Annotated in this window: 12 protein-coding genes; 6 read left to right on the forward strand and 6 right to left on the reverse strand. The window is 70.3% G+C overall.

Annotated features, from left to right (window positions below; genetic code table 11):
* Nucleotides 1-61: 61 nt before the first annotated feature.
* Nucleotides 62-1,426 carry a shikimate transporter gene (gene shiA, locus HFP48_RS03925; protein ID WP_168579047.1) on the forward strand — a complete coding sequence of 455 codons (1,365 nt, stop codon included), beginning with the start codon at nucleotides 62-64 and terminating at the stop codon, nucleotides 1,424-1,426.
* A 170-nt stretch (nucleotides 1,427-1,596) separates the two neighbouring features.
* On the opposite strand, the gene HFP48_RS03930 is transcribed toward shiA, so the two are convergent.
* Both HFP48_RS03930 and HFP48_RS03935 read right to left on the reverse strand, forming a co-directional pair.
* Nucleotides 1,597-2,376 (reverse strand): IclR family transcriptional regulator C-terminal domain-containing protein, encoded by a 780-nt coding sequence (locus tag HFP48_RS03930; protein ID WP_043797546.1) that lies wholly within the window; start codon nucleotides 2,374-2,376, stop codon nucleotides 1,597-1,599.
* Nucleotides 2,377-2,450: 74 nt separating this feature from the next.
* Nucleotides 2,451-3,086, reverse strand: coding sequence for a hypothetical protein (locus tag HFP48_RS03935; RefSeq protein WP_029540862.1), 636 nt, complete (start codon nucleotides 3,084-3,086; stop codon nucleotides 2,451-2,453).
* A gap of 49 nt (nucleotides 3,087-3,135) precedes the next feature.
* Here HFP48_RS03935 and zapE point away from each other — a divergent pair, with 49 nt between their 5' ends.
* Both zapE and HFP48_RS03945 read left to right on the forward strand, forming a co-directional pair.
* Nucleotides 3,136-4,101 carry a cell division protein ZapE gene (gene zapE / locus HFP48_RS03940; protein WP_050034554.1) on the forward strand — a complete coding sequence of 322 codons (966 nt, stop codon included), beginning with the start codon at nucleotides 3,136-3,138 and terminating at the stop codon, nucleotides 4,099-4,101.
* 9 nt (nucleotides 4,102-4,110) lie between these two features.
* On the forward strand, nucleotides 4,111-6,684 hold the full coding sequence (locus tag HFP48_RS03945; protein WP_168579048.1) for an AMP-binding protein: 2,574 nt from the start codon (nucleotides 4,111-4,113) through the stop codon (nucleotides 6,682-6,684).
* Between the two features lie 33 nt (nucleotides 6,685-6,717).
* On the opposite strand, the gene HFP48_RS03950 is transcribed toward HFP48_RS03945, so the two are convergent.
* Genes HFP48_RS03950 through kstD form a run of 3 tightly spaced genes read right to left on the reverse strand, consistent with a single transcriptional unit; the run spans nucleotide 6,718 to nucleotide 11,153 of the window.
* Entirely contained in the window at nucleotides 6,718-8,472 is a 1,755-nt protein-coding gene (locus HFP48_RS03950; protein WP_168579049.1) for a cholesterol oxidase substrate-binding domain-containing protein, read from the reverse strand.
* Between the two features lie 57 nt (nucleotides 8,473-8,529).
* Entirely contained in the window at nucleotides 8,530-9,390 is an 861-nt protein-coding gene (locus HFP48_RS03955; protein WP_006943326.1) for a MaoC/PaaZ C-terminal domain-containing protein, read from the reverse strand.
* A 50-nt stretch (nucleotides 9,391-9,440) separates the two neighbouring features.
* On the reverse strand, nucleotides 9,441-11,153 hold the full coding sequence (kstD, locus tag HFP48_RS03960) for a 3-oxosteroid 1-dehydrogenase (RefSeq protein WP_168579050.1): 1,713 nt from the start codon (nucleotides 11,151-11,153) through the stop codon (nucleotides 9,441-9,443).
* Between the two features lie 131 nt (nucleotides 11,154-11,284).
* On the opposite strand from kstD, the gene HFP48_RS03965 reads away from it, so the two are divergent.
* Genes HFP48_RS03965 through dmpG form a run of 3 tightly spaced genes read left to right on the forward strand, consistent with a single transcriptional unit; the run spans nucleotide 11,285 to nucleotide 14,102 of the window.
* The gene (locus HFP48_RS03965) at nucleotides 11,285-12,070 is read left to right on the forward strand and encodes a 2-keto-4-pentenoate hydratase (protein WP_168579051.1); all 786 of its coding nucleotides are present in this window, start codon (nucleotides 11,285-11,287) and stop codon (nucleotides 12,068-12,070) included.
* A 29-nt stretch (nucleotides 12,071-12,099) separates the two neighbouring features.
* Nucleotides 12,100-13,029, forward strand: coding sequence for an acetaldehyde dehydrogenase (acetylating) (locus HFP48_RS03970; RefSeq protein ID WP_029540875.1), 930 nt, complete (start codon nucleotides 12,100-12,102; stop codon nucleotides 13,027-13,029).
* A 5-nt stretch (nucleotides 13,030-13,034) separates the two neighbouring features.
* Nucleotides 13,035-14,102, forward strand: coding sequence for a 4-hydroxy-2-oxovalerate aldolase (gene dmpG, locus HFP48_RS03975; RefSeq protein WP_006943321.1), 1,068 nt, complete (start codon nucleotides 13,035-13,037; stop codon nucleotides 14,100-14,102).
* A 15-nt stretch (nucleotides 14,103-14,117) separates the two neighbouring features.
* Here the strand turns inward: dmpG and HFP48_RS03980 are convergent, their stop codons facing one another.
* Nucleotides 14,118-14,438 carry a DUF6191 domain-containing protein gene (locus tag HFP48_RS03980; RefSeq protein ID WP_006943319.1) on the reverse strand — a complete coding sequence of 107 codons (321 nt, stop codon included), beginning with the start codon at nucleotides 14,436-14,438 and terminating at the stop codon, nucleotides 14,118-14,120.
* Nucleotides 14,439-14,571 lie beyond the last annotated feature (133 nt).

Consider the following 14,571-nt stretch of genomic DNA (forward strand, 5'->3'; position numbering starts at 1 on the left):
CACATATATCCACTCAGCGGACATGCGTTCGCATTACGAACACACGGATCGAGGATCGGGTATGAACGAGCGGCACCTCGCCGGCCCAGACGAGTCTCAGGCTCGGCGCGCAGCCTTCGGCAGCTTCGTCGGCGCCGTCATCGACTGGTACGACTTCATCCTCTACGGCCTGGTGGCCGCGCTCGTCTTCAACAAGGAGTTCTTCCCCAACGTCAGCCCGGCCATCGGCACGCTCGCCGCGTTCGCGACTTTCGGCGTCGGATTCCTCTTCCGGCCGCTCGGTGGGGTGGTCTTCGGTCACTTCGGTGACCGCCTCGGTCGCAAGCGGATGCTGGTGCTCACCATCGTGATCATGGGAAGCGCCACTGCCCTGATCGGCCTGCTGCCGAGCTTCGCGTCGATCGGGTGGTGGGCGCCGGTCCTGCTCGTCACGCTGCGGGCTGTGCAAGGATTCGCCGTCGGCGGTGAATGGGGTGGTGCCGCGTTGATGGCGGTGGAGAGCGCGCCACCGAAGAAGAAGGCTCTCTACAGCAGCGGCGTACAGGTCGGCTACTCCGTCGGCCTGATCCTCGCCACCGGATTCGTCATGCTGATGAGCAGCGTCACGACCGACGAGGCTTTCACCCAATGGGGGTGGCGTGTTCCGTTCGTCGCCAGCATCGTGCTCGTCGCCTTCGGCCTGTGGGTACGCTCCAGCGTGGAGGAGAGTCAGGAGTTCACCGAGAAGGTCGAGAGGCTCGAAGCGGAGCTCGGCGAGCAGAGCCGCAAGCGCATCCCCCTCGTGGAAGCACTGACCAAGCATCCCAAGGCTTTTCTGCAGATCATCGGTCTGCGCTTCGTCGAGCTGTTCTCGATGTACATCGTCACGACGTTCGCGCTCAGCTATTCCACCAACGAACTCGGCATGGAACGCAGTTTCATGCTCAACGTCGGCCTGCTCGTCGGTGCCCTCGGAATGGTGACCATCCCGTTGTTCGCGTGGCTGTCCGACCGGTACGGGCGTCGCCGGGTGTACATGCTCGGTTCCGCACTCGGCGCCGTCTGTGCGTTCCCGTTCTTCGCGATGCTCGAGGGCGGCTCGATGATCGGAACCGTCATCTTCGCGGTGCTGTTGGTCAACATCGCCCACGATATGGTGGTCAGCGTGCAGCAGCCGCTGTTCACCGAGATGTTCGGCGCGGAGTACCGCTACAGCGGCGCCGGGGTGGGCTACCAGGTGGCCAGCGCGGTCGGGGGTGGCTTTACCCCCTTCATCGCGGCGGCCCTGGTCACCGTCTCCGGCGGGTCGTGGCACCTGGTGGCGGTCTATCTCGCCGGCGGATGCGTGATCTCCGGGATCATCGCCTCGCGGCTCGGACACGACCACGGTGACGCCGGCCGGGCCGCCCGGGCGTCGCGGACGTCGACTGTCGCGACCGCGCCCTGAGACGCGGATCGACCGGAGGCGGCGACGGACGGGGCCAGGGGCGTGGGCGCTCGAAATCTCCTACGCGTAATGGCTTCTCGATCACGAAATGCTGCACGGATCGGTTGATCCGCCTCGCCGGGCCGGGTGCGGCCGAGCATGGAAGGGGAGCCGCCGGCACCGCGCACGGCTCATGGTCCGCTGATCGCGAGATCGGCCCCGATCCGCTGGGCTGCTTCCTGCAATCGGGAGACCACTCGTGCCTCGACGTCCGCGCCGGAATGCGCGATGTTCTGCAGGGAAGAGTTGAGCGCGGCGACGATCCGGCCGGTTCGGTCCCGGATGGGCACGGCGACGCCGCGAACCCCCAGTTCCAGTTCGTCCTCCGACAGCGCCCAACCCCGCTCGGCCGTGGTCAGGATCTCGGCGCGCAGCCGGTCCGGGTCTACGAGGGTCTGCTCGGTGAACGCCCGCAGTTCCGTCGTCTCCAGGTAGCGGTCGAGTTCGTCGGCGGTAAGGCCGGACAGCAGGACCCGGCCGTGCGAGGTCGCGTACGCCGGGAAGCGCATGCCGACCGAGATCGCGATACGCACGATCCGCGGCGAACGGACTCGCGCGACGTAGAGTGCGTCCGATCCGTCGAGCACGGTGACCGAGACGGTTTCCTCGAGTTCGGCGGCGAGTTTCGCCAGGTGCGGTTCGGCCAGCTGCGGGAGCGCCAGCCCGGACAGGTAGGAGAAGCCGAAACGGAGAACGCGCGGGGTCAACATGAAGCGACGACCCTCCTGCCGCAGGAACCCGCGATCGACGAGGGTCAGCAGGATTCTTCGCGTTGTCGATCGGGTGATCCCCACCACCTGAGCCACCTCGCTGAGAGTGCGCTCCCGGTGCTGTTCGTCGAAGCACTCGAGCACCGCGAGCCCACGGTCCAGAGACTCGAGGAAGTACCGTTCACCGGCGGCCGATCGCATGAGCCAATCCTAGGCACGCGACGTGTCTTCGCCTGCCCACGGCTGGGCCTCCCGGGAGGCAGGCCGGTGCCGGATCACGATCGCATGGTTCGTGCCCGGCCGGTACCGTCGCCCCCGGCGAGGCCGCGGAGGTACACCGCGATCGGCCGGGCCAATTGCGCGACGCTCGCGGCGGTGCCGGCGGCGAGTCCCTCCAGCGACCGGGCGCCGAGCAGCCGGTCCACGGTCAGTCCCTCGGCCAGGCTCACGAGATCGGCAGCCGCGGAGTCGGCGTCGTCGGCGCCGCAGGCGGCCACGAGGTCGCGCGCGGCGGCGCGGGAGAACAGGGCGGCTGCAAGGCCGGCGCGTTGCTCGGCACCGATGGCCGGGTCGGTGGCCAGGGCATACCGCACGAGCAGATCCCGGCGGCGGTGGGCCAGGTCGCGGTCGAGTGCCGTCGCGACCGCGCGCGCGGCGGCGTCGACGTCGACCGGGGTCGTCGGGCGGGTGAGACCGGAGTGCTCGAACGCGTCGCGTGATCGCTCGGCGAGCCGGTGCACGGCGGCGTCGAGCAGGGCTCCGCGGGTGCGGAAGTAGTACGAGCACGAGCCGTCGGGCAGGGCGAGGGCGCGGTCGACGGCGCGGTGGGTCAGCGCGCGCAGTCCGTCGCGGGCGATCAGGTCGAGGGTGGTCTCGGCGATCAGGGTGCGACGGTCGGGGCTGCTGGCCATGATCCAACTCTACATATGTAGAGTACTCTACCAATGTAGAGGAGGTGGGATGGCCGAGGATCCGTACCAGCGGGCCGGCGCCGCCGCCCTGGGGCGGCTGTGCGGCGACCTCGCCGCGCGGCGCACCACCCCGCGCGGCGTCTACCTGTGGGGGCCGGTCGGTCGCGGCAAGACGTGGCTGATGGAGCGGTTCCTCGAGGCCGTGCCCGGTCCCGCGCGACGGCACCACTTCCACGGCTTCTTCGCCGGCCTGCATGCGCAGGCGCATCGCCTCGGCTCGATCGACGACGCCGTCGACGCCGCGCTCGGCGACGCCCGTGTGCTGTGCTTCGACGAGTTCCACGTCCACGACGTCGGCGACGGCATGCTCGTCGCGCGCGCCGTACGCATCCTTCACGAGCGGGGCGTCGCGCTCGTCGCCACCTCCAACTACCCGCCCTCGGGCCTGTTGCCCAACCCTCTGTTCCACCACCTGTTCGAGCCCACCATCGCCCTGCTCGAACGCCGGCTCGAGGTGGTCGAGGTCGGCGGGCCGATCGACCGTCGCCGCACCGGTACGGCCACCCCGGGCGACGGGTTCGCCTCGGGTGAGTTCCTCCCGCCCGGCGCTCTCGACGTTCCGGAGCCGGGGGAGCGGCGAACCCTGCGACCGTCGGGCCGCGCACTACCCGTCCTCGCCGTGCGCGGCGACGTCGTGTGGTTCGACTTCGCCGACCTGTGCCGCGCCCCCACCGCGCCCGCCGACTACCTCGCCGTCCTCCGCGACCACGGCGAATGGGTCGTCACCGGTGTCCCGCCGCTGCGCGAGCTCGACGCGGACGCCCTGCGCCGCTTCGGCAACGTCGTCGACGTGCTGTGCGACGCCGACGTCCGGCTCACGGTGTCGGCCACCGTCGCGCGCGCCGACTTCGCAACGTCCGTCCCCGCCGAACCCGACGTCGACCGGCTGCTCAGCCGCCTCGCACTGCTCCGCGAACCCGACCGAGCCTGGATTCAGGACAGCCAAACCTTATAGACTGCCGCGGTGGTACCACGTTCTTCCGAGCTCGTCGACTGTCCGACGGTTCCGTTCGTCCGACATCTCGCCGAACACGGCGAACGGACCGCACTCGTCTGCGACGGCACCGAGATCACCTATCGCGACCTGGCCGAGCGGATCGCCGCCGTCGCCGACCGCCTCGGCACCACCCGGCGTCTCGTCCTGGTCGCCGGGGCCAACGCCGTCGACCCGATCGTGGCCTACCTGGCGGCGCTGTCCGCCGGCCATCCCGTGCTGCTCGTGCCCGGCGACCGGCCCGACGCCCTGGCCGCGACGATCGAGGCCTACCGGCCCGACGTCGTCGTCGACGGCGGCCGGATCGAAGAACTCGCCGACGGCACCACCCACGACCTGCATTCCGACCTCGCGCTGCTGCTCAGTACCTCCGGCTCGACCGGCTCGCCCAAGCTCGTGCGCCTCTCGCACCGCAATGTGCAGGCGAACGCCGAGGCCATCGCCGACTACCTCGACATCCGCGCCACCGACCGCGCGATCACCACCCTGCCGATGCACTACTGCTACGGCCTGTCCGTGCTGCACAGCCACCTGCTGCGGGGCGCCGGGATCGTGCTCACCGACCGGTCCGTCACCGACCCCGGATTCTGGGACCTCGTGCACCGGCACCGGGTCAGCGCCCTCGCGGGCGTGCCGTACACCTTCGACCTGCTCGACCGCGTCGGCTTCGCCGACATGGACCTGCCGAACCTGCGCTACGTCACCCAGGCCGGCGGCCGTCTCGACCCCGACCGCGTCCGCCGCTATGTCGACCTCGGCCGGCGCGACGGGTGGCAGTTCTTCGTCATGTACGGCCAGACCGAGGCCACCGCCCGCATGGCCTACCTGCCCCCGCACCTCGCCGCGGAGCACCCCGGCACGATCGGCGTCCCCGTTCCCGGCGGCGCCTTCCGTATCGACCCTGTGCCCGAGGCCGGCGACGGTGCCGGCGAACTCGTCTACACCGGACCCAACGTCATGCTCGGCTATGCCACCGACCCGTCCGAGCTGGCCCTCGGGCGTGTCGTCGACGAACTGCGCACCGGTGACCTCGCCGTCCGCACCGACGCCGGGCTGTACCGGATCGTGGGCCGTCGCTCCCGCTTCGCGAAGCTGTTCGGCCTGCGCATCGACCTGCAGCGCATCGAATCCGTCCTCGCGCGCCACGAGCTCGTCGCGTGCTGCGCCGGCGGCGACGACGAACTGATCGTCGCCGTCCAGGGAGCCGACGCCGCGCCCGTGCGGGCGGTCGCGGCCCGCGCGAGCGGGCTGCCCGAGTCCGCGGTGCGGGTGTGCGTCGTGGCCGAGCTGCCCCGCACCCCCAACGGCAAACCGGACTACCGCGCCGTCGCCGCGCTCGGCGCCGCCCCGGAACCGCCGCAGCCGGCGCCCGAGGCGCGGGCCGTGGACCCCCGGCGGCTGCGGGCGCTGTACGCGGACGTTCTCCGCCGCGACGACGTCACCGACGACAGCACGTTCGTCGACCTCGGTGGCGACTCGCTGTCGTACGTGCGCATGTCGGTGCGGCTCGAGCGGCTGCTCGGGCATCTGCCCGCGGACTGGCCGACGACGCCGCTGCGCGAGCTGAGCCCGTCGTCGCGCCGGGCGCCGTGGGGCTGGCGGATCGTCGAGACCAACGTGCTCATCCGCGCCGTGGCGATCGTGCTCATCGTCGGCTCGCATCTGCACCTGTTCGCCCTCGTGGGCGGGGCGCACGTGCTGCTCGCGGCCGCGGGCTACAACTACGCGCGATTCCAACTGCCCAAGCCCCGCGCCGAGCGGCTGCGCACCACCCTGCTCAGCGTCGCCCGGATCGCCGCACCGGCCGTCGTGTGGATCGGCGCGGTGCACGCGCTCACCGGCGAGTACCGCTGGTCGAGCGTGTTCCTGCTCAACGGGGTGCTCGGACCGCCCGCGTGGACGAAGGAATGGCGGTACTGGTTCATCGAGGCGCTGGTGTACGCGCTCGTCGCGGTGGCTCTGTTGCTCGCCGTGCCGTGGTTCGACCGGCACGAGCGACGGTTCCCGTTCGCGTTCCCGCTCGCGCTGGTGGGCGTGGGCCTGCTGACCCGGTACGAGGTGCTCGGGCCGGACATGCCGACCAGTCAGATCCTGGCGTCGTACGTGGTGTTCTGGCTCTTTCCGCTCGGCTGGGCGGCCGCCCGGGCGACCGCGGTGTGGCAGCGGCTGGTGGTGTCCGTCCTGGCGGTGGCGACGGTGCCGGGGTTCTTCCATGCCGAAACCGACCGCACCGCTCTCGTGATCGGCGGCCTGCTCCTGCTGATCTGGGTGCCGCGGACCTGGTGGCCGGCGCTGCTGGTGCGGCCGGCCGAGGTGCTCGCCGCCTCGTCGCTCTACATCTACCTGACCCACTTCACGGTCTATCCGCTGCTGCGGGACATCGACCCGTGGCTCGCGTTCGCGGCGTCGCTCGTGGTGGGTGTGGCGTACTGGCAGCTGTGGGTGCGGCTCGGCCGGCTGTGGGGCCACTTCGGCCGGGTATCCGTCCTCACCATGCTTGCGCGGCGTGGTGCTACCCGCGCGCGTGAGAACGCGCGCGGGTAGCACCGACGGGCGCGGATGTCCGGCGCCTTCTCGTCAGGGCAGCAGCCGGTCGATGAAGCTGTTGCTGAATACCCGATGCGGGTCGAGCCGGTTGTACACCGCCCGCGCGGAGTCCCAGTTCTCGTCCGCGGGCACGCCTTCCCGGTAGGTGTCGGGCAGGACCTGCTCGATGACCCGCTGGTCCGTGTACGGCAGTTCGGGGCCGAACGCCCAGCCCTTGGACCATTCGGGCCGGAAGGTGGAGTCGGCGTTGTTGTAGTGACCGCGCATCCACTGCTCCATCTCGTCCATCTCGCGGTAGAACGCGAACATGCCGGGGGTGCCCGGCACCCCGAGCACGTTGAGCCAGATCGCGGTGTCCCACTCGGGGTGGTCGGGTCGCGGCCGGGTCGCGGAGATGGTCGGCGGCCCGGCGGACGGGACCCGCACGTCGTCGGGTTGATCGAGCCCGCAGCACCGGATCTCGACCGGGCCGTTGAGCGGGTACTGCCCCAGCGCCCGGTAGTGCTCGATGCGTTCGTGGAACCACTGCGTGAAGTCGTGGATCACGTTCGCGATGTTGGCGCGGTTGGTGAGGACCGCGCCGCCGCCCTCCGTGAGCCGCAGGGTGGTGGCCTTGATGTAGAACTGCAGGTCCTTGGACCAGCCCCAGATGTCGCTCGAGTTCGTGGCGGCGAGGCCGGCGACGGTGGTGTTGTAGTAGACCTGCCCGAAAGCCGGCGCGATGGCGGGGTTCCCGGCCGTCATCTGCCCGAGCAGGTCGGTGACGGGCTCGGGGACGTTGTCCGAGAACGGATAGTTGTACGGGCCGAACACCTCTCGGGACGTCACCGGCTTCTGCGGAGCGAGGGACCACACCTTCATCCACGGCTTGTCGGTGAACGGATACCAGATCGCCTCCGCGCGCCCGCAGGCCCGCACGAAGCTCTCGAAGGTGCGTCCCGGTGCTCCGGCAGGCGCGAACAGCTCGCGCCAGTCGATGTCGGTGTAGCTCTGGCACCGCATCCGGGTGTCCGGGCCGGCCTGCAGGGTGACCGAGGTGACGAACGTCCGGCCGAGGTGGGCGAGCAGCGCAGTGATGTCCGCGTCGGCGCGCGTGTAGGTGCGCAGCGCGTACTCGCTGCCGTTCCACGCCACCGTGGTCAGTTCCGTGACGAGATTGCTCAGCGAGCCGAAGGTGTGTCCCGGGACGTTCTTTTCGCCGTCGGCGGGCAGCGCCGCACCGTGCGCGTTGACGGCCAGTGCACCGGCGATGGACAGCACCCCGGGGGCGGGGAGGTTGGCCCAGCCGAGGCCGTGCCCCTGCAGCGCCGTGGTGATCGCGTCGAGTGTCGCTCCGGCTCCGGCGGTGACGGTGGCGGGGTCCGAACCGGAGTGCACCGACACCCCGTTCAGGTGCGCCATCGTGTCCGCCAGGATCACCCTGTCCACCGGTGCGCCGTTGACGATGGTCAGCGGAGTCCAGCCGTGCATCGCGCCACGCGGCCGGACGGTGTAGCCGTGAGCGTGGGCCCAGTTCGCGAGCCGGACGACGTCCTCGGGACTGCGCGGGGCGCACGTCCAGATCGCGTCGAGCATGATCTCCTTGGACCAGTTCTGGTAGGCCTGCTGGTAGAGGGCGATGCCGTCGGGAAACGCGGCCGGGGTGGTCAGGGTGGCAGCGGACGAGCCGGCCGGTACGGCGTGGACGGGGGTCCAGCCGCCGAGCGCGGTGGCGGCGAGCGCGCCCGCGCCGGCGGCGAGGAAACCCCGGCGCGACAGGCGCAGGGGTTCGGTGCGAATCGTCATGAACACACTGCTTTCTCACCGGACCGTGGCGGACCGGTGCTGGGGGAGGACGGGGTGTCAGGCGATGGTGAGGACCACGTCGGTGAGGGCGGGCGCGAGGTCGCGCTCGACCACCGCGGCGGTCGCGAGCAGCCGGTCGCCGGTGCGCCACGCGCGCACCCGCAGGGTCTCGCCGGGAAAGACGACGCCGGCGAACCGGGCCGTGAATCCGTGCACGGACGCGGCATCACCGTCGAGCGCCGCGTCGGTGAGCGTCTTGCAGACGATCCCGTACGTGCACAGCCCGTGCAGGATCGGAGCGGGGAACCCGGCGGCCTGCGCGAACTGCGGGTCCGAGTGCAGCGGGTTGCGGTCGCCGCACAGCCGGTACAGCAGGGCCTGTTGCGGCAGCGTCGCGACATCCACCTCGAAATCGGGTGCCCGGTCCGGCAATTCGACGGACTCGGACGGTCCGCGTTCGCCGCCGAAGCCGCCCTCGCCGCGGGCGAAGATGGACGAGCGGGCCGTCCACAGCGGGTTGCCGGCCGGATCCGTGGTCGTCGACTCCTGCACGATCACCGCGGCCTTGCCCTTGTCCCACACCTCGGCGATTCGGGTCACGGTGCGGCCCTTGCCTTCCGGTGGCAGGGGAGCGTGCACCGTCACCTCCTGGCTGCCGTGCACCACCTTCGCCAGGTCGATCTCGATGCCCGGGAACGAGACCTTCGGCGGCTCGGTGTCGTGGAACGTCGCGGCGACGGTGGCGAAGGTGGGCAGGACCTGCGGATCGCCGTCGCGCAGGTAGCGCAGCTCACCGAGGTCGGTGGGACGCGCGCCGGCGCCGAGACCGAGGTGATAGAGCTGAACGTCGCTGCTGCTCCAGGCGAATTCCTGGGCGGGTAGTTCGGCGCCGAGTGCGACGGCGGGATCGATGGGCACGCGGGACCCTTTCTGTTCGGCGGACGGGGTTCGGCCGGATCGAGTGCGGCTCAGTGCTGTTCGGCGGTCTCGGAGATCGGCCGCGCGGCGGGCTGCTCCGGTCGGCCGAGGGCGTCGAGGACCGCGAGATAGGCGAAGGTCATGGCCGGGCCGATCGTGGCGCCGGGGCCGGCGTAGGTGTGGCCCATGACGGGACCGCTGGCGTTGCCGGCCGCGTAGAGACCCTCGATCACGGTCCCGTCCTCGCGCAGGACCCGGGCGTCGGCGTCGGTGCGCAGGCCGCCCTTGGTGCCGAGATCGCCGGGCACCACCTTGATCGCGTAGAAGGGGGCCTTGTCGATGGCGCCGAGGCTCGGATTGGGCTTGTTGCGCGGGTCGCCGTAATAGTGGTCGTAGCCGGATTCGCCGCGTCCGAAGTCCTCGTCCCGGCCCGCGCGGGCGAAGCCGTTGAATCGTTCGACGGTCGCGGTGAGGGTCTGCGCCGGCACGCCGATCTTCTCGGCGAGCTCGTTGATCGAGCCGGCCTGGACCACCACACCCGCCTTCAGCCACCGCTTGGGGAAGGGACTGCGGGGCGTGATGCCGGCGAAGGTGTAGCGATTGCGGTAGCGCTGGTCGAGGATCATCCAGCACGGGATGTTCTCGCCGGGTCCGTCGCCCCGGCCGTGGCGGCCGCCGTACATAGCGTGCACCGCCTCGACGTACGGAGCGGATTCGTTGACGAAGCGCCGGCCGGCCGCGTTGACCATCATCGAGCCCGGCAGGCTGCGCTCGGACAGGGCGAACCACGGGCCGCCGGTGAGCGGGAAGGACGGACCCCACCAGGCGTCGTCCATGAAATCGACGGCGGCACCGAGAGCCTGGCCCGCGCGGATGCCGTCCCCGGTGTTGGCCTTCGCGCCGACGGTCCACTCGGTGCCGATCGGGGCGCGCTGATACTGCGTGCGCATCTGCTCGTTGTGCTCGAAGCCGCCGGAGGCGATCACGACGCCGCGGCGGGCCCGGATGGTGTGCTTCCGTCCGTCCGACTCGACGCGCACACCGCGCACCACCCCGTCCTCGACGACGAGGTCCGTCAGGGCGGTGTTGAGCAGCAGCGGAACCCCGGCGTCGCGCAGGCCGACGCGGAGTCCGGCCATGAGCGCCTGGCCGCGGACCAGCAGGTGCTTCCTCGTCGCGCGGGCCCACAGGTATCGCATGCCGACCTTCGCGGCGCGGACCGGTCCGCGCGGGTTGCGCATGAGGAGGTTGAGCCACTTGTAGTCGGCCTGGGTGATGACGAAGTTCGGCGGGCCCTTGACGTAGTCGGGCTCGAGCAGGGCGAGGTCGTCGCCGAGGCGCTTGCCGTCGAACGGCTTCGGCTCGACGGACCGCCCGCCGAGCCGGCCACCGGGGGCCTCGGGGTAGTAGTCGGAGTAGCCCGGCACCCACCGCAGTTCCAGGGCGCTGTGCTTCAGCACGAAGGACAGCATCTCGGGCCCGCGGTCGATGTAGGTGTCGATCTTGTCGGCGGGCACCACGTCGCCGATGATGCTGTGCAGGTAGGTGCGGGCCGAGTCCGGGGTGTCGGTGACCCCGGCGGCCCTCAGGGCCTCGTTGTTCGGGATCCACACCCCGCCGCCCGAGCGCGCGCTCGAGCCGCCGTAGTGGGGTGCCTTCTCGATCAGGACGACGCTCGCGCCCTGGTGCGCGGCGGTCAGCGCGGCGGTCATTCCGCCGGCACCGCTGCCGACTACGACGATGTCGTATTCCTGCTTGATCATGTAGAACACGTTATAGAATGATGGCGCGGTGAGTCCATCCCTTCTGCCAGGAAGAATCACCCGCACACCACGGGCCGAATGGAAACAGGTTGCAGAACATGCCGGTCGCCGGTGAACAGGAAGGAACCGCAATGCTGCCGACGCAACTGTGCACCCGGCTGGCGGACGAGCTCAAGGCCGCCGAACGCGACCGCACCCCCGTCGACCCGCTCGTGGCCCGGCACCCCGACATCGACGTCGTCGACGCCTACGAGATCCAGCTGATCAACATCCGTCGCCGGCTCGCGGCCGGTGCCCGCGTGGTCGGCCACAAGGTCGGGCTGTCCTCGCTGGCCATGCAGCAGATGATGGGCGTGGACGAACCCGACTACGGCCACCTGCTCGACAACATGCAGGTCTTCGAGGACCGGCCCGTCGACACCTCGCGGTACTGCTTCCCGCGGGTGGAAGTCGAGGTGGCCTTCGTGCTCGGCAAGGACCTGCCCGGCGCGGACTGCACCGAGAGCGACGTCCTCGACGCCACCGTCGCGTTCGCGCCGTCCATCGAACTGATCGACAGCCGGATCAAGGACTGGAAGATCGGCCTCGCGGACACCATCGCCGACAACGCCTCCTCCGCCGGATGGGTGCTCGGCGCGCAGCGGGTGGCGCCGTCCGGCGTCGACATCAAGGGCATCGACGCCGTGCTCACCCGCAACGGCGAACGGATCGCCGAGGGGCGCAGCGACGCGGTGCTCGGCAATCCCGTCACCGCCGTCGCCTGGCTCGCCCGCAAGGTCGAGAGTTTCGGGGTGCGGCTGAAGGCGGGCGACATCGTCCTGCCCGGCTCGTGCACCCGGGCCGTCGACGCGCGCCCGGGCGACGAGTTCCACGCCGAGTTCGCGGGACTGGGCTCCGTCTCGCTCACGTTCTCGTGACCACCCGGTCCCGACTACAAGGAGAAGCAATGGCCAAGGCAAGTGTCGCGATCGTCGGGTCGGGCAACATCAGCACCGACCTGCTCTACAAGCTGCAGCGTTCGGACCTGCTCGAGCCGCGGTGGATGATCGGCATCGACCCGGCGAGCGAGGGCCTCGCCCGCGCCCGCACGCTCGGCCTGGAGACGTCGGCCGAGGGCATCGACTGGTTGCTCGCGCAGCCGGAGAAGCCGGACCTGGTGTTCGAGGCGACGTCCGCGTACGTGCACCGGGCGGCGGCGCCGAGGTACGAGGCGGCCGGCATCCGGGCGATCGACCTCACCCCTGCCGCCGTCGGACCGGCCGTCGTGCCACCGGCGAACCTCGGGGCGCATCTCGACGTGCCCAACGTCAACATGATCACCTGCGGCGGTCAGGCCACCATCCCGATCGTGCACGCCGTCTCCCGGGTGGTGGACGTGCCCTACGCCGAGATCGTGGCGTCGGTGGCGTCGGTGTCCGCCGGGCCGGGCACCCGCGCCAACATCGACGAGTTCACCAAGACCACCAGCCGGGGCATCGAGACCATCGGCGGTGCCCGCAAGGGCAAGGCGATCATCATCCTCAATCCGGCGGACCCGCCGATGATCATGCGCGACACCATCTTCTGTGCCATCCCCGAGGACGCCGACCGGGACGCGATCGCCGAGTCCATCCACCGCGTCGTCGCCGACGTGCAGGAGTACGTGCCCGGCTACCGCCTGCTCAACGAACCACAGTTCGACGAGCCGACCGTCGTGTCCGGCGGGCACGCCACCGTCACCACCTTCGTCGAGGTGGAGGGCGCCGGCGACTTCCTGCCGCCGTACGCCGGCAACCTCGACATCATGACCGCGGCCGCCACCAAGGTGGGCGAGGAGATCGCCCGCGCGCTCCTCTCGGCGGACTCCCTCCCCTCGAACTCCACCGTGAAGGCCTGACTCCGATGACCTCTTCGAACTCCGACCTCCGTCGCGACGACATCTTCTTCGAGCCGTCGTGGGACATCCGCGTGACCGACACGTCGCTGCGCGACGGCTCGCACCACAAGCGTCACCAGTTCGACCGGGAGGAGGTGCGCGCCGTCGTCGCCGCCCTCGACCTCTCGGGCGTCCCCGTCATCGAGGTCACGCACGGCGACGGCCTCGGCGGGTCCTCGTTCAACTACGGGTTCTCGAAAGTGCCGGAGCAGGAACTGATCAAGATCGCCGTCGATACCGCGCAGCACGCGAAGATCGCCTTCCTCATGCTGCCCGGTGTCGGCATCAAGGAGGACATCATCGAGGCGCAGGACAACGGCGCCTCGATCTGCCGCATCGCCACCCACTGCACCGAGGCGGACGTGTCCGTCCAGCACTTCGGGCTCGCCCGCGAGCGCGGGCTCGAGACCGTGGGCTTTCTGATGATGGCGCACACCGTCACCCCGGAGAAGCTGGCCGAGCAGGCCCGCATCATGGCCGACGCGGGCTGCCAGTGCGTGTACGTCGTCGACTCGGCCGGCGCGCTCGTTCTCGAGCAGGTCGCCGAACGCGTCGAGGCGCTCGTCGCGGAACTGGGTTCCGACGCGCAGGTCGGCTTCCACGGGCACGAGAATCTCGGCCTGGGCGTGGCGAATTCGATCGCGGCGGTCCGCGCGGGTGCCAAGCAGATCGACGGGTCGGCCCGCCGGTTCGGCGCGGGTGCCGGCAACACCCCGGTCGAGGCGTTCGTCGGCGTGTGCGACAAGGTGGGGATCAAGACCGGCATCGACTTCTTCGCCGTCGCGGACGCCGCGGAGGACGTCGTGCGCCCCGTGATGCCCGCCGAGTGCCTGCTCGACCGTCAGGCCCTGATGATGGGCTACGCCGGGGTGTACTCGAGCTTCCTGCGCCACGCCGAGCGCCAGGCCGAGCGGTACGGGGTCTCCGCCGCGGAGCTGCTGGTGCGGGCGGGCAAGCGCAAGCTCATCGGCGGCCAGGAGGACCAGCTGATCGACATCGCCCTCGAACTCCAGCGCGAACAGCAGACCGCCTGACCGACCGACCGAATGTCACATCGCGTCAATTCGATCGACGCAATGTGACATTCGGCCCCAACGGGTTTCGACGCTCAGCCATCCGGGTTCGCCACCGGTGGCGTCCTCACGGTCCATCAGCGAGGTCTGTCGCTGTTCGAATTCGAATCGCCGCGACCCTTCGAACACCGCACCGACCTCCTCGAACCCCGTTGCCGCCACCGGCCGTGTGCGACCGTCCCCGCTGCGCCGGAGCAGGCGATGACCCGTCAGACGGCTCCACAACACCTCGACCGCGGCCGCGCCCACCAGCAGGCAGGCCAGTCCCGGAATCGTCATCGCGAACAGCGCGCCCATCGTTCCAGGGTATCGAGCCGTGGAACGCGGCAACGATTTCCGGAGCGCAGGGGCGGGTATCGAGGGACTTCGCCGGTGCTCGCACTGCGGAGCCCGTCCGGGGGTGCTCTGCCCGTAGCCGGGTGGATGAAGG

Origin of the sequence: Rhodococcus sp. DMU1 (genome assembly GCF_012272955.1) — a bacterium.
Taxonomy (GTDB): Bacteria; Actinomycetota; Actinomycetes; order Mycobacteriales; family Mycobacteriaceae; genus Rhodococcus; species Rhodococcus aetherivorans.